Genomic DNA, 15,676 nt, shown 5'->3' with positions numbered 1-15,676 from the left:
GCAGGCGACGGTATCTCTCCCCTGAACTGACCGATTCTGCCGACTTTCTCTGACACCGGTGTCGTGCGAAATATGCAAATACAATGAGCAAGCATCCGTGCGAGCGCAGCGAGCACGGTTCACTCCAGACGAGCGTAGCGAGTCTGGAGCAGTTTTAGTCCAGGTTTTGCGACCGAGTGGTGCCCGCAGGGCGCTCTTTGAGCGCCCGAGGACACCCGAGGGAGTAAAAAGTGGTAAGGCCGGCGCGCGACATTTGCCGCCATGGAGACGCTGTTGTTGAACCCGGCTGCTGTCGAAGAGGCCACGCAGTTGCCGGCCGTCGTATCCGCCGTCGAAGACGCCTTCGCCGCCTACGCCAGCGGCGACGCGCAGATGCCCGCCAAATCCTACATCGACCTGCCCCAGTACGACGGGGATTTCCGGTCGATGCCGGCCTACATCCAGAGCGACGACTGGGACGGTGCCGGAATCAAGTGGGTCAACTCGCACCCGAACAACCCCGAGGAGCACGGCCTGCCGACCGTGATGGGGACGATGATCTACTCCGACCCCGAGACGGCAGTGCCCCTGGCGATCCTCGACGGGACGACGCTGACGATGAAGCGGACGGGCGCGGCCGCCGCCGTCGCGACGAAGCACCTCGCCGTCGCGGACGCGACCTCGCTGGGCCTCGTCGGCGCCGGCGTGCAGGCCCATTCGCAACTGGAGGCCATCGCCACGGTCCGGGACATCGAGACCGTCGTCGTGGCCGACCAGGACGCGGACGCCGTCGACCGGTTCGTCGCGGAGTACGGCGACGACTTCGACGTTCGCGAGGGGTCGATCGCCGACGCCGTCGGCTGCGACGTGGTTTCGACGACCACCCCGGTCGAAGACCCGATCGTTCCCCGCGACGCCGTCGGCGAGCACACCCACGTCAACGCGATGGGGGCCGACGCCGAGGACAAACACGAACTCGCAGACGAGATTCTGCTGGACGCGAAACTCGTCATCGACGACCACGCCCAGTGTACGCACTCGGGCGAGATCAACGTCCCCTACGCCGCGGGCGTGCTGACCGACGACGACATCCACGGCGCGCTCGGCGACGTGGTCGTCGGCGACATCGCGGGGCGGACCGACGCCGACGGCGTCACCGTCTTCGACAGCACCGGATTGGCGATCCAGGACGTCGCCAGCGCGCACGTCGTCTACGAGTACGCACAGGACAACGACGTCGGGACCGCGATGGAACTCGTCGGGACGGACCTCTAACCGGTCTGGCGGCTCAGGAACTCGATTACCTTCGAGACCAGCCAGAACAGCGCGAAGAATGGTAACAGTGGCAACACGACGATGAGCAGCAACAGGAACATTCCCCAGCCGACGACGTCCATTTCGAGGTCGGGGCGGCCGAGATAGGAGGGCGTCACTGTCCGCAGTCGCTCGCGGGGGGAGTCGCTGGGCTCCTCGCTGCTCATACCTGGATAGTCCACGGACGGACGAATAAGCGCCTGTTCCACTCGCCTAGGAGTGGTTCCCTCACTGTTGCGGGATACTTAGCGACCGTGCGTGCCGACCGTGAACCCGACGGGTCGCAGCGGGATCACTGCCGGAGGTCGTTGAGTGCCTGATTGATCTCGGCGATGTTGGTCGTCTGTTGCTCGTTCGCCGCGGCGATCTCGTCGATCTCCTCGGAGACGTTCTCGGCTTTGACCACTGCCTGATCCGCCATGCTGGCGATCTCTTCGGTCGTCGCGGCCTGGTCGTCGGTCGCGTCGGCGACCTGCTCGATCCCCCGCGCGGCCTCGGTGATCGTGTCGACGATCTCGTCCAAGCGGTCCATCGTCTCCTCGACCTGCTCGATGCCGGTCGCCACCTGTTCGGTCATCTCCTGGAGACTGTCGACCGTCTCGTCCGTATCGGCCTGGATCTCCTGGACCATCGACTCGATCTCGCTGGCGTTGTCCTGTGACTCGGTCGCGAGTTGTTTGACCTCGTCGGCGACGACGGCGAACCCTTCGCCGGCTTCCCCGGCGCGGGCGGCCTCGATGGAGGCGTTCAGCGCCAGGATGTTCGTCTGCTCGGCGATGTCGTTGATCACTTCGACGATCGCGTCGATCTCGTCGATCCGGTTCTGCAGACCGTCGACTTCGGCCGTGACCGCGTCCGCGGACTCGTTGACGTCGTCCATCACCTCGATGGCCTCTCTGCCGGCTTCGCGGCCCTCGTCTGCCAGCTCCGAGGCGCGGGAACTCGTCGAGGCGACTTCCTCTGACGTGGAGGCGATCTCCTCGACGGTCGCGCTCAGACTACCGATCTCCTCGGAGACCGTCTGGACGTCCTGTGACTGTTCGGCCGCCAGGTCGCTGATCTCCTGTGCGCTGTTCGCGACGTTCTCGGCCGACGTCTTGAGTTCCTCACTCTGGCTCCCGATGTTCGCGACGGTGTTCTCGAGTTGTTCGGCCATGTCGTTGACTGCGCCGACGACCTGCAGGATCTCGTCGTCGAGGTACGAGTCCTCGTCGATCGACGCGCGCGCGCTCAGGTCCCCGGCAGCCATCTGTTCCATCGTCCCGGTGAGCTCCGTGACGAGCCCTTCGAGCTGGGCGTGCTCTTCGACCTCTTCGGTCCGATCTTCGACCATCTCGACCACGCCCACGAGGTCACCGTCTTCGTACAGCGGCGCCGCGGTGAACCTGATGTGGCGCTCGATCCCCGCGCCGCTAAGCATCGTACTCGTGTCCCCGTACAGCGTGTAGTCCACGTCGTCGATCTGGGGGACGTCGTACTCCTCGTCGGCGCTCTCCGGCGCGTCGAGCACTTTGTCGGCGAGCGTCTTCCCGCGTCGCCCGTCGTGATAGAAGGCTTGACTCGCCATCTCCATCGATTTCGCTTCCGCTTCCGAGTGCCCTGTCAACTCCTCAATCGCCGTGTTCCAGATGACGATGTCGTGATTCGTGTCGAGAATGAACACCGCCACGTCGAGGTGGTTGAGTATCGGTCGAAACGAGAGCGAAAACGCTGCCTCTGTGTCGTCTGTCCCTGCCGTGTGTCCGTCTGTGTGTGCAGTCATGTGTGATCCGCTCCTGTGCCGTCCGCGTCCGACTCACCGCTCGGTACGCTACCTGCCTACCAACGGCACGCCATTAGCTCCCAATAGTCGTTGTGTTGAGACGTATCCATATAAACCATCGTATTGTTTATACCAGTTCATACGGCGTGGAAAATTGGGAGAAGTGCACACAACAAACGAGTTGTTTCGTTTCGAGGGGGAAATCGTGGTGACGGCTCACACGCAGGCGGTCCGTTACGCCAGGTGGATCGCGGGCCGGAAGGGAACGGCGTTGTCGGCCTTGCCCTCCGGGTCTTCGACATCGGCGGCGTCCTCGGCGTACAGTTCGACGTCGGCGTCGAACTCGCGTTCGAGGAACGCCTCGGCCTCGGCGTAGACTGCCTGTTCGTCGATGTCCGCGAGCGCCTGGAGTTCCGCCTCGCTCCGCTCGCGGACGACCTCGACCAGATCCTGCACGAGGTCGTTGACGGCGTCGCCTTTCTCGCGAAGTTCTTCGTCCTGCATGACCTCGCCCATGACCTGGCCGACGTTGGTGCCGGTCTCGCGGACGGTGTCGAACACGTCGTGCTTCCAGTCGGCGGCGGTGTACACCCGGATGGTCTCGGGGTCAGTCCCCGTCACGTCGATGATGTCGTGGACGTCGTCGGTCAGCCGCTCGATGAGCTGTTCTTCGCGTTCGGTGCGCTCGCTCTCGAACTCGGGATCGACCTCGGGCCACGCGGCCTCCTCGGCGGGTTCGCCGGTCAGCTGCTCGTGGAGTTCGTTTGCCATGAACGGCACGAACGGGGAGAGCAGCCGTAGCCGCGTCTGCAGGACTTCCCGGAGCGTCCACTTCGCACCGGGCCGGGAGAGGTCGGCACGGCGGCGGTACCACTTGAGGTGTTCCTCGAAGTTGTAGTAGATCGTCTGGCTCGCCGTGCGGGTCTCGAACCCTTCCATGGCCTCGGTGGCGTCCCGGATCGTGCCCTGGAGCTTCGAGAGCAGCCAGCGGTCGATGTGTTCGAGGTCCGGCCGCGCCTCTTCGTCGATCGCCACGTCGGTCGTTTCCTCTCCTTCGACTTCCAGCGTGATCTCGACCATCTCCTCGACGTCGTAGTCGATGACCTCCTGTGAGCGCGACCAGAACCGTTCGAGCTGGTCGCGCGTCGAGGAGACCGCGTCGGCCCGCCAGTCGTAGTCCTGCCACGGCTCGGCGGAGTTGAGCAGGAAAAAGCGCACGGTGTCCGCGCCGAAGCGCTCGATGGCCTCGCCGGGGAGCACCACGTGGCCCTTCGAGGAGGACATCTTCTGGCCCTCCAGCAGGCCCATGCCCATGATGGTGATCCCCTCCGGCCAGTTGTCGGGATCGAACAGTTCGGCGTGGTGGAACAGGAAGAAGGTCAGGTGGTTCTGGATGAGGTCGTTGGCCGAACAGCGGAAGTCGACCGGGTACCAGTGGTCCCACTCCTCGCGGAGTTCGAGCGCCCGCTCGTCGGCGTCCTCGACGGCGTCTTCGCCGTAGAACAGCGCGTCGAAGAACGCTGGCGTGAGGTCCTCGGCGGGAATGTCCTGCAGCCGGTGGGCGATGGTGTAGTACGCCATGTAGATCGTCGAGTCGCTGAGAGGCTCGATGACGAAGTCCTCGTCCCACGGCAGTCGGGTGCCCAGCCCGTAGTTGCGGATGCAGGGCCACTCGTTGAGCCAGTCGATGGTGTGGTCGTACTGCTCGCGCGTGTTCTCCGGGATGGCCTCAAGGTTCGCGACGGCCTCGTGGGCCTTCGCCTTCCAGTCTTCGTCGTTGTAACGGAGGAACCACGTGTCCTGTTTGGCGACCTCGACGTCGCCGCCGCAGCGACAGACGACTTCCTCGGTGAACTCGTGCATCTCGTCGAACTCGCCCGAGCCCTGGTAGTGGGCGCGGAACTCGTCGCGAACGTTCTCGACGGTCATGCCCGCGAACTCGCCGTAGTCGTCGTGCATCACGCCGCTGTGGAACTCGTCCTGGTAGAGGTCCGCCGTCACGTCCTCCAGTTCGGGGTCGTCGGAAGATTCGATGCCGGCCTCCTCGACCGCGGACTTCGCCGGAACGTCTCCGTAGCCTTCGATGTCGAGGATCGGAATCGGCTCGATGGCCTCGACGTCGGCCGGGTCGACGCCGTACTGCTCCATGCGCTCGTCGTCGGCTTTCGCTTCCTGGAGCGCCATGTAGTCGTCCGGCGAGTGGGCCGGCACGGACATGACGACGCCCGTGGCGTTCTCGGTGTCGACGAAGGTTGCCGGCAGAACGATGACTTCGTCGCCGGTGATCGGGTTCGTGACCGTCTTCCCGACGAGTTCGTCGCCCGTGAGCGTGTCGGTGACCTCGACCTCGCGGTCCTGCAGGCGGAGCTTCTCGACGGCCGCCTCGGAGACGACCCATTCTTCCTCGTCCACCTGCGCGCGGACGTACTCGCCCTCGGGGTGGACGTAGGCGTTCGTGACGCCCCGAACGGTTTCGGGACGGAGCGTCGCCATGGGCGCGATGACCGCTTCGCCGTCGAGTTCGGCCTGGAACTTGACGAGGGTGTACTCCTGAAACTCGGCTTCCTCGCCCTCCAGGAGGTCGTGTGTGGTGACCGGGTTCTCCTCTTCGGTACAGAACTTGACGGGGTGGAGCCCGCGTTCGAGAAGCCCCCGCTCTTTGAGCGTCTCGTACTGCCAGGTGATGAACTTCGAGTAGCGCTCGTCGTTGGTCGTGAACTCCCGGCGCCAGTCGACCGAGAGCCCGAGCTGTTTCATCCCGCTCTTGTAGTGGTTCTCGATGAAGTAGCGGGCGTAGCCCATCGGCGTCTCCAGGTCTTCGAGCGTGTCCTTGGGGACGTTGTAGGTGTCCTGGAGGACAGAGAGCTGGTCTTCTTCGCCTTTCTTCAGGCGCTCGACGGCGCCGATGATCGGCGTGCCGGTGACGTGCCAGGCGATCGGAAAGAGAACGTTGTCGCCCTGCAGTCGCCGGTAGCGAGCGTAGACGTCGGGAACGGTGTACGTCCGGCAGTGGCCGATGTGCATCCCGCCGCTGGGATACGGATACGGCACGGTGATGAAGGTCGCATCCTCGTCGGAGGGGTCGGCCTCGTATCGCCCCTCGTCGGCCCACCGCTGGCGCCACGCTGCCTCTATCTCGTGAGGCTCGTAATCCATACGTACCGGTTCTGGCCTGACTGCCTAAAATATCTCCCATCCCGGCACGCCCGCCGTGCTGCGTCGTGCGGCGCTCACCGATCGCTCGCCCCCACGCGAGCGACCCGTGGTCGCACCGATCTCCCCACGCCGGAGCTCGTGGCGGGCGCCCCTGAATCGCTCACTCGCCGCCCGTGTCCGAACTCGACGGCATCCAGGACAGTTCCGTCGGCAGTGACTGGCCGGCCCTGGTGGTCGTCACCCGATCTCGCTCGTCCGGGTCCTGCCAGGCGACGAGGCCGGCGTCGACCAGTTTCGGCAGGTGGGCGTGATACAGCGACGTTGCGACGCGCTGCCGGTCCGCGGCGGTGACCGTTTCGCCGCCGCTCCGCTCGGCGGTCGCGACGTGTTTCGCCAGTTCGTCGACTGCCACGTCCTCCTCGGTGGCTCGCAGGTACGCGAGACTCCGGCGCCGGCGGGCGTGTGCCAGCGCCTCGAACAGGTCGTCCCGCGACGCGCCGTCACGCTGTAACCGTGCCGTTCCTCCGACTGCATCGCTGCAACTCCGAATCCCCCCATTCTCAGACATTACAAGTACAGATTTGTCGGCTACTCCCATAGTTTAGTTGGCTAAAGAATTAACCCTGGTTCTCCCTGCCGACGTCGTCGAGGATCGCGCCGACCAGTTTCCGCTCTGCGAGGCGGAGGTGTTTGTGGAACGTCGGTGGAGAGACGCTCAGGGTGTCCGCGAGCTCTTCGCCCGTGCTTCCGCGCGGCCAGTCGAAGTACTCCGCGTAGTAGGCGATCTCGAGGGCCGCCTGCTGTCGGTCCGTGAGTCGCTCGGTCAGTGCCTCGCGGAACTGGTGGTGGGTCTGGACCGACTGTTCCGTCTCGCGCTGGGAGACGAGCGTGACGTGGTCGAACCGCTCTCGGAACCGCGCCAGCAGCTCGTGGACGTCACTCCCGCTCGGGAACTCGAAGGTGATCGTCGCAGTCCCGTCACTGGCCGACGCCTCCGTGATGGTGCCGCCGTGGTCCGACACCATCTCGAGCATCGGGGGCGACGGCGGTTCCAGTTCGATGACGCAGACGTCGTCGTACTCGCTGACGATCCGCAGGTTCTCGACGTACGAGAACTCGGCGGCGACGGCCCGGATCTCCTCGGCGGTGGCCCCGTCGACGGTGACGTAGTACAGGAGCGCGTCGTCGGACCGGTACACGCCGCCCTCGAACGTGAGGGTGCAGTCGATCCGCTCGGAGAGCGCGAAGAGGAACGTGTCGTCGTCGCGGAACTCGACGGTGACCGCCGTCGTCCGCTCGGTCAACAGCGCCCGCTTGGCCTGGAGCCCGCTGATCGCGTGGCCGATCGTCTCGCCCAGCTCCGCGAGGACGGCCTGTTCCATCTCGCCGAAACTGAACGGCTCGTCGGCGTACACCGAGAGCACGCCGTACAGCGTGTCCTCGTAGACGATCGGGATCGACGCGATCGACTGGAAGTCGTAACTGTCGACTGCGTCGCGAACCTGCTCGAACACTGGATCTGCCCGGACGTTCTGGCAGACCTGTATCTCGCGCGTCCGGTAGGCACGGCCGGCCGGCCCCTGCCCGGCCGGCGACTCGTCGGTCCGGACGGTGATCTCCTCTAAGTAGCCGTCGTCCCGGCCGGCCGTCGCCGTCGGCGTGATCGTCCGGTCGGTCTGCTGTTCGCGCCCGATCCAGGCGAACCGGTACGTGTCGGCCGCTGCCAGCCGTTCGCAGACGGCCGCCTCGATCTCGTCCCTGCTGGAGGCACTCACCAGCGCCTGGTCGATGTCGCGGATGACCGCGTTGATGCGGTTGAGCCGCTCTAACCGCTCGTTCTGTTCTTTGAGCGTCCGCTCGCGTTCTTTCTGCTCGGAGATGTCGCGCCCGACGCCGGCGAACCCGAACAGGTCGCCGTCCTCGTCGACGATCGGCGCAGCGCTGAACTCGTAGGGAATCTCCGTGCCGTCCTTGGTCACCATGCGCGTCTCCCGCCGCTCGACGGACCCCTCGGTGACGTCCTCGATGGCGTTCCAGATCATCTCGTGGTCCTCCTCGGGAATGAAATCGAGCACGTGTTTCCCCGCGAGTTCCCCGTCGTCGTAGCCGCTGACCTCGGCGCCGCGGTCGTTCCAGCGGATGAACCGACCGTGATCGTCGAACGCGTACACGAGGTCGGGAATCGAGTTGTGGACCGCGTCCGTGAACGCCCGCTCGGTTTCGAGTTCGCGCTCGCGCTCGCGGTGTTCGGTGATGTCGCTGAACACGCCGACCACGCGGTCTAACTCGCCGTCGGGGCCGTGGACCGGTGCGGCGTTGCCGAGGGCCCAGCGCGTCTCCCCGCTGGGCTGGACGACGCCGCACTCGTAGTCGAACACCGGCTCGCCGGTGTCGACGACCCGTCTGGACGGGAGGTGATCCGTCGGGATCGGCTCACCGTCGGCGTCGACCAGCGTACTCGAGAGGTCGTCGCAGTCCCGGCCGGTCAGTTCGGCCTGCCCCACGCCGAGAATCGTCTCGGCGCGGTCGTTCGTGCGCAGTATCTCCCCGTCCGGGGAGTGGACGACGATTCCGATGGGCGCCGTCCGCAGCAGGTGTTCGTTCAGGTCGCGCTCGCGTCGGAGTTCGGTTCGCCGATGCACCTCGTCGGTAACGTCTCGCGTCGTGCCGACCAGCAGTTCCACGGCTCCGTCGAGTTCGACCGTCGAGAGCCGAACGTCGACGATCATCTCCTCGCCAGCGGAGTCGGTCATCGTCACCTGCAGCCGCCCGTCGCGTCTCTCGCCCGCCAGCAGGTCGTCGACGAGTTCGAGGAACGCCCGTTGGTCGTCGTCGTCGTCGACCATCCGGCGAGTGATCGTCTCGACCGAGGTGCCGACGAACTCCTCGTGGGCGACGTCGAGTGCGTCCTTGATCCGGTGACTGATGTAGGAAAACCGCCCGTTGGAATCGATCGTGTACGCGATGTCGCGCGCGTTCTCGACGATCGCTCTGTATCGCTTGCGCTCGCGCTCGTGCCGGCGGCGCTCCGTCACGTCGTAGAACAGTTCGACGTGGCCGCCGGCGAACTGCCCGCCCGTGATCGGTCGGCGCCGGCGTTCGAGGACTCGCTCCCGGCGGCCCGTCCCGGGCTCGACCCGACACTCGAACGTCGCGGCGTCCTCGTCCGCCGTCAGCATCGCGTCGGTGAACGCCGTCGGCTCGGCCACCGCGTCACGGAACTCCTCCTCGACGAGTCGGCGCCTGTCCGCGCCGAGGAGGCGCTCGCGAGCGACGTCGAAGTAGGCGGCGGCAGACTCGTTCGCCCAGCGAAGTGCGTCCGACTCGTCGAACAGGAACACCCCGACGTCTCCGTTGCTCCCCAGCACGTCGTCGAGCACGGCCGCGTAGTCGTTCGTCGCAGGTTGCGGGTCGCCCGTGCGCGGGTGGACTACGCCGAGGCTGTTCCAGCCGCTCTCGTCGCCGGCCAGCGCCGTGAGGTGGACGGTACACGCCAGCGGGTCCGCGTCGGGTCGACCGAGCGTCACTGCGAGGTCCGTGTCGGTCAGCGGGCCGCTCTGTCTCAGCTTGCCGACCGCGACCCGGTACCGATCGGCGTCGCTCTCGTCGATCACTGTCGAGACGTGCTCCCCCAGCAACGCCTCGCGGTCCCTCCCTGCGAGATCGGTGAACGCGTCGTTGACGTCGACGAACCGTCCGCTCGAATCGAGTTGGTAGCGCGCCCGCTCGCTCCCAGCAGGACGCCTCCCCGTGATTCCTGTCTCGACGCTGGCCTGAGTTGACTTCTCTGGCGACCCCATCTCCACCTCTCTCGTCATCTTATTCCACCTCTTGTGGCTCCGACAATAAATATCTGTCAATGAATGCCATAGTATGGCGCGGCAACACGTCCGGTGTCTCGTTCTCGTCCGACGGCGCTCCGGGGGCCCGCGCTCACCGGACGATCGTCGGGGACGGCCAGCACGGTCTCGCGGGCGTGCCGGCCGATCAGCTCAACGGGATGTTGGTGCTGTCGCTGCGTTCGACTTTCGGCAGGTGGATCGTGAGCATCCCGTTGTCGAAGTCGGCTGTGGCGTCGGCCTCGGCGACGTCGTCGGGCAGCGGGATCGTTCGGCTGAGCGATTGCTCCTGGCGCTCGCGACGGATGTAGTGACGGTCTTGCTCGTCCGTTTCGGTTTCCGTTTCGGAGGTTCGGCTGGCGTCGATGCGGACCGTCTGTGCGTCGGGCAGGGTCACCTGGATGTCGTCGCTCTCGAAGCTCGGCACGTCCGCAGTGACCTCGAAGGCGTCGCCGGTGTCCGCAACGTCGATCGCGATCGAGCCCCCCATCTCCGTCCCGGGCTCGAACTCACCGAACTGGTTGCTGAGTTGGTCGAACATCCGCTCGATCTCGGTAAAGGGGTTCTGTCTGTTCATGGAGCCTCACGGGATACCGTCCCGTCACAGTGTACCACGGGAACGCTAAAATGCTGTCCGTAGGTGGCGTTCTCGACAGGTCTCCGCGCGATCAGTTCAGGACGTGCTCCGTGTCGTACGACCCGAGGCGGCGGACCCACCCGTTCTCGGCGATGGACTCGACGTCGGCGAGCGCCTCTTTCGTGCGCGCTTCGTAGAGGCCGGCCGCGATGTCGATGTGGAAGACGTAGTCGCCGAGGCGCTCGCCGCTGGGACGGGACTCGACGCGCGTCATGTTGATGTCGCGGTCGGCGAACGGCTCGAGCATTTCGAGCAGGAGCCCCGGATAGTCCGCGTTCGGGTAGACGATGAGCGAGGTCTTCCCGCCGGCGTCCGAGCGCTCGTCGGCGGGCGCGACGACGACGAACCGCGTCGCGTTCGAGGCCTGGTCCTGGATGTCCTCGGCGAGGATCTGGAGGTCCTCGCCCGCCGTGTCGGGGTGGCCGATCGCGGCGACGGCGGGATCGTCTCGCGCGCGCTCGACGCCGCGAGCGGTCGAGGCGACCGCCTCCAGGTCCACGTCGGGATACTCCGCTTCGAGGTAGCCGCGACACTGCGCCAGCGCCTGGGCGTGGCTGGCGACCAGCTCGAACCCCTCGTTCTGGGCCAGCAGCGCGTGGCGGATCGGCGTGATGAGTTCCTTGACGACGGCCACGTCGTACTCGGCGAAGGCGTCGAGCGACTCCGTGACGCTCCCTTCGATGCTGTTCTCGACGGGAACGACGCCGCGGTCGTACTCCCCGTCGGCGACTGCTTCGACGATGGCCGTCACCGATTCGGTGAACGCCACGTCGTCGGACACGGCCGTGGCCGCCCGGTGGGAGTAGGTCCCCGCCGGGCCGAGCGTGAGTGTCTCCATGCGTTCCGGTAACTCTCCAGTGACTGAAAAACGCCGCGGTGTCGCCGCTACGCCGACAGCGCGACGAGCCGCCGTCGCAGGTACTGCCCGACGAGCAAGAGCCCGAGACAGCCGACGAAGGACAGCCCGGCGAGTTCGGCGACGGACAGCCCCAGCCCCGAGTCGACGAACGGGTTGATGCCGTTCATCGCCGCGACGTAGCTCGCGATCGCCTCGCCGCCCGCCAGGCCGAGGGCGAAGTAACACAGCGTGATGGCGATTGCCATGCCGCCGGTGCCGAAGCCGAGATAGGAGGCGAAGTCCTCGACGTTGAGGACGGTCCGGGCCTGCGGTTCCGACAGCGGGTAGTGCCGGATGCGAAAGAGGGCGGCCCCGATCAGGAGCGCCGCCGCGAACAGTTCGACGCCGGCCCCGACCAGTCCCAGCACGATGACCTTCGGCGAGGCCAGCGTCGGATTGGTCGCCGGCAGATACGACGCCACGGTCTCGGGAAAGAGGACGTACAGCGGGGCGAGCAGTGCGAGTCCCGCCAGAAGCACGCTCTGCCAGGTCAACTTCGTCGGCACCGGCTGGGCGAAATACGTCGGCCGCTGGAGCCGAAGTCGCTCGTAAGCCGAGCCTGAGAGGATTGCGTCCGTGATCCGGTCGTCGTCCGTGGTCGTGTCCTGGGCCATGCTGGTACACCCTCGCGGTGCGTATTCCGACCTTTCCAAATTAAGGCTATATTTCTTTTGATTCCTGGGGCAGATCCCGGGTTCTGATTGTAATTTTTACGTACCAGTTGCGTTTAGCTGAAAACGTCTCTCCCTGGATGTCGTCACACTGGCGAGAAGTGCTGGGTCGTCCGCTGGGGCTCGTGGGTGACGGACCTGCTGGGGTTAGCGGTTCAGCGTGTGGACCGCCTCGCCACGGGCGTTCGCGGCGGCTTCCATGACGGCTTCCGAGAGCGTGGGGTGCGTGTGGATCGTCCCGACCACGTCTTCGAGGGTCGCGCCCATCTCGATGGCCAGGCCCACCTCGGCGACGAGTTCGGAGGCCTCGGGGGCGACGATCTGGGCCCCGAGGACGAACTCGCTGTCGGCGTCGGCGACGATTCTGACGAACCCGTCGGTCTCGTCCATCGTGAGCGCGCGGCCGCTGGCGCGCAACGGGAACGTCCCGACGAGCGGCTCGAACCCGGCGTCCTCGGCCTCGGCTTCGGTCATGCCGACGGTGCCGATCTCGGGGTCGGTGAACACCGCGGCGGGGATCGCCTGGTGGTCCAGCGCGGCGGGTTCGCCGGCGATGACCTCGGCGGCGACGTGTCCCTCGGCCATGGCGGTGTGAGCGAGCATCGGCTCGCCGGCCACGTCGCCGATGGCGAAAATGTGCTCCTGGTCGGTCCGCGCGCGGTCGTCGGTCGGGACGAAGCCGTTTCCGTCGGTCTCGACGCCCGCGGCGTCGAGGCCGAGCGCGTCGGTGACGGGCTGGCGACCGACGGCGACGAGCGCCTTCTCGGCGTCGAACTCCGAGCGGCTCCCCTCCTCGGTCTCGGTGACGACCGTGATGCCGTCGTCGGACTCGGTCCACTCGGCGGCGGCCTGGCCGAAGTGGAAGTCGATCCCCAGTTCCTCGGCGCGCTTGCGGACGACGCGCGTGACGTCGGCCTCGTAGCCCGGCAGGGCCTGGTCGAGCGCCTCGACGACGGTGACGTCGCTCCCGGCCTTGGCGAACACCGTCGCGAGTTCCATCCCGATGTAGCCCGCGCCGACGACGACCAGACTCGACGGGACCCGGTCCATCGCCAGGGCCTCCTTCGAGGAGAGGACGTGCTCGCCGTCGAACTCGAAGCCGGGGAGTTCGATCGGGCGGCTCCCCGTGGCGACGATGGCGTGCTCGAACTCGACGGATTCAGAGCCCTGGCCCTCGCCGCCGTGGGCGATGCGCGCCGTGTGCTCGTCGGCGAACTCCGCCCGTCCCTCCATGAGAGTGACGCCGTTGCCCTTGCAGAGTTTCTCGACGCCGCTGGTGAGCTGGTCGACGACCTGGTCCTTCCAGGCGACCATCCCGGCCATGTCGATGGCGGGGTCCGCGTGGATGCCCATGTGCTCGCCCTCGCGGACGCGCTGGGCGAGATCGGTCGCGGAGATGAGCGCCTTCGAGGGGATGCAGCCGTGATTCAGACAGGTGCCCCCGAAGGCGTCCTTTTCGACGAGCGTGACGTCCAGATCGAGCTGTGCGGCGCGGATGGCGGCGACGTACCCGCCCGGCCCCGCGCCGACGACGAGTACGTCCGTTCCAGTTGCGATGTCGCCGACGACCATACGCGAGCCAATCGACCGCCGGGGGTTTGAGTGTGCGGGTTGGTCACTCTGCCGCCGGCTGCCCCGTCGGATTCGCCGCGTCCGACCGGGCACGCATCCGGACGATCCCCACAGCGACGGCGTAGAGGACGACTGTCAGGACGCCGGTCGCAGCGAGTGCGAACGAGATGGCGCTGAAGAGCCCAAATAGATAGTCAATGGATCTCGGTATTGGGAGCGGGGCGCTGAACAGCAGTGCAGCCAGGAACCACACGCCGGACGCCACCGCGACGGTCGCGTTCTCCCGCAGGATGGGTTCGGATTCGATCGGTTGCCCGTCATCGGCGAGCGAATCGGCGAGCGTGAGCGCGCGAACGACGACGTACAGCAGCGCCATGACGACGCCGGCGATTCTGAGCCCCAGCGCGACGCCGCTCTGGGCGATCGCAGCCAGGACACTCCAGAACAGCAGCACGACTGCGGCGGGAACGCTCTCCTCGACGAGTCGACGCGCGTCCAGTGGGGAGGGCATGCCAGATACTTTCATGACAATGGTGTAAACAGTACCGGTCCCATTCGAACGCACGCTGCGTTTGTGCCTCACGTGGGACACAGTCGGCTCTGACCAGTGGCCACTCGTCGTAACCTCGCACTCTCACGAGGTGAGAACGGCAGACAGCTTTACCTTTCGGGCACGCTATCATGTTCACGAGGGACAATTATGGACAAGAACGTGGGTGGTTACGATCGCATCGCACGGCTCGTCGCCGGACCGATACTCCTGGCGCTGGGAATCGCGGCTCTGGCCGGGATGGTGACGCTGGCTGAGGGCACGACGGGCACGGCGCTGGCGGCGATCGCCGCGCTGATCGGCGTCGTGTTCCTCGGCACGGCGCTCACCCAGAAGTGCCCGCTCAACTCGCTGCTGGGCATCGACACCTGTCCGGTCAGGTAAGCGCCGACGCGGTCGCTTCTCACTCGCTCAGATCGGCAACGCCCAGCGGCGTCGCGTCGCTCCGGTACTGCTCGTAGATCTCGGTGGCCCAGTCGTGGACCGTCTGGTCCTCCGAGACCAGCACCGCCTGGAGCACGTTGTCGTCGTTGCGGACGAACAGGTGCACGGCGTCGTCGGTGATCGAAACGGCGAGCGGCACGTCGTCGGCCGCGACGCGAACGGACGCCTCGGGGGCGACGAGGACGTCGCGGAGCTGCCGCCGAAGCGTCGGGTCCGCGGTGATGGCGTCGATGCCCTCCTGCGAGAGGACGCCCTCGAACCGCTGGTTGCCGTCGACTGTAGCTTCGTGGACGGCCGAGAGGTTCTGCTCGTTCAGGGTGTGGGAGACGATCCTGACGTGGTCGTCCGCCGCGAGCAACTCCGCGGATCGCTGCGCCGGCGCGTTCGGCTTCGTTCGCGTGGGGGCGGTGATCTCCGCGTCGTGGAGGTGGTCGAGGTCGAACGTGATCTCGTCGGTCGGCAGCCACTCGACCACGTCCCGTAACTTCCGCTCGGTCTCCATCGTCTCCCAGAGGTCCGTGATGCCGGACGCGACCAGACGGCCCGTCGCCGTCGCCTCGTAGCGGTTCCCGGTCTGCTCGATCCAGTTGCGCTCCTCGAAGTCCCCGAGAATCCGACTCAGCGTCGGCTGTGACGCGTCGGTCACGGCCGCCAGCTCGCCCCGCGTCAGCGGCTCCTGGCTCACCGCTGCCAGCACCTCGATCCGGTTTTCCGACAGCGCGAGGAACTCGATCTCTTCGAGCGCGGCGTCCATGTCTCCCGATTCGTCCCCCGCTCATCAAAGGCGTTTCGCGTCGTGAATTTGTTTCACGTCACAAAAGTCGGCCACGCCGTACCGGTGTTGTCCCCCATGA

General features: G+C 66.2%; 13 protein-coding genes. 2 read left to right on the top strand and 11 right to left on the bottom strand.

All coding sequences use genetic code 11. The annotated features are described in order from the left end of the window. The first annotated feature begins 261 nt into the window (after positions 1-261). Positions 262-1,254 carry an ornithine cyclodeaminase family protein gene (locus MU553_RS15690; protein ID WP_247379122.1) on the top strand — a complete coding sequence of 331 codons (993 nt, stop codon included), beginning with the start codon at positions 262-264 and terminating at the stop codon, positions 1,252-1,254. Here the strand turns inward: MU553_RS15690 and MU553_RS15685 are convergent. From MU553_RS15685 to MU553_RS15640, 10 genes are all read right to left on the bottom strand, one after another. Beyond that, positions 1,251-1,460: a DUF7535 family protein gene (locus MU553_RS15685; protein ID WP_247379120.1), complete on the bottom strand. Its 210-nt coding sequence runs from the start codon at positions 1,458-1,460 to the stop codon at positions 1,251-1,253. The two genes, MU553_RS15690 and MU553_RS15685, sit on opposite strands and share 4 nt — an antisense overlap. Before the next feature lie 125 nt (positions 1,461-1,585). Continuing rightward, a complete protein-coding gene (locus tag MU553_RS15680; protein WP_247379118.1) occupies positions 1,586-3,055 on the bottom strand; it encodes a methyl-accepting chemotaxis protein in 1,470 nt (489 codons plus the stop codon). 234 nt (positions 3,056-3,289) lie between these two features. Then, positions 3,290-6,211 (bottom strand): leucine--tRNA ligase, encoded by a 2,922-nt coding sequence (gene leuS / locus MU553_RS15675; RefSeq protein ID WP_247379116.1) that lies wholly within the window; start codon positions 6,209-6,211, stop codon positions 3,290-3,292. Positions 6,212-6,371: 160 nt separating this feature from the next. Then, positions 6,372-6,779: a DUF7344 domain-containing protein gene (locus tag MU553_RS15670; RefSeq protein ID WP_247379114.1), complete on the bottom strand. Its 408-nt coding sequence runs from the start codon at positions 6,777-6,779 to the stop codon at positions 6,372-6,374. Positions 6,780-6,828: 49 nt separating this feature from the next. Then, positions 6,829-10,029 carry a PAS domain S-box protein gene (locus tag MU553_RS15665; RefSeq protein ID WP_247379112.1) on the bottom strand — a complete coding sequence of 1,067 codons (3,201 nt, stop codon included), beginning with the start codon at positions 10,027-10,029 and terminating at the stop codon, positions 6,829-6,831. 169 nt (positions 10,030-10,198) lie between these two features. Next, a complete protein-coding gene (locus MU553_RS15660) occupies positions 10,199-10,627 on the bottom strand; it encodes an Hsp20/alpha crystallin family protein (RefSeq protein WP_247379110.1) in 429 nt (142 codons plus the stop codon). Positions 10,628-10,718: 91 nt separating this feature from the next. Next, the gene (gene pheA / locus MU553_RS15655) at positions 10,719-11,525 is read right to left on the bottom strand and encodes a prephenate dehydratase (RefSeq protein ID WP_247379107.1); all 807 of its coding nucleotides are present in this window, start codon (positions 11,523-11,525) and stop codon (positions 10,719-10,721) included. 47 nt (positions 11,526-11,572) lie between these two features. Next, a complete protein-coding gene (locus MU553_RS15650; protein WP_247379105.1) occupies positions 11,573-12,199 on the bottom strand; it encodes a hypothetical protein in 627 nt (208 codons plus the stop codon). Between the two features lie 204 nt (positions 12,200-12,403). Beyond that, entirely contained in the window at positions 12,404-13,828 is a 1,425-nt protein-coding gene (gene lpdA, locus MU553_RS15645) for a dihydrolipoyl dehydrogenase (protein WP_247379103.1), read from the bottom strand. 43 nt (positions 13,829-13,871) lie between these two features. Next, positions 13,872-14,339 (bottom strand): hypothetical protein, encoded by a 468-nt coding sequence (locus tag MU553_RS15640; protein ID WP_247379101.1) that lies wholly within the window; start codon positions 14,337-14,339, stop codon positions 13,872-13,874. A 189-nt stretch (positions 14,340-14,528) separates the two neighbouring features. Here MU553_RS15640 and MU553_RS15635 point away from each other — a divergent pair, with 189 nt between their 5' ends. Further along, positions 14,529-14,762 (top strand): YgaP family membrane protein, encoded by a 234-nt coding sequence (locus tag MU553_RS15635; protein ID WP_247379099.1) that lies wholly within the window; start codon positions 14,529-14,531, stop codon positions 14,760-14,762. A gap of 19 nt (positions 14,763-14,781) precedes the next feature. Here MU553_RS15635 and MU553_RS15630 read toward each other — a convergent pair whose 3' ends face one another. Then, complete coding sequence (locus MU553_RS15630) at positions 14,782-15,576, bottom strand: helix-turn-helix transcriptional regulator (RefSeq protein WP_247379097.1); 795 nt, start codon at positions 15,574-15,576, stop codon at positions 14,782-14,784. Between the last annotated feature and the right edge of the window lie 100 nt (positions 15,577-15,676).

The organism is Halorientalis brevis (genome assembly GCF_023077655.1).
This window is presented reverse-complemented; position numbering and strand designations above follow the sequence as displayed.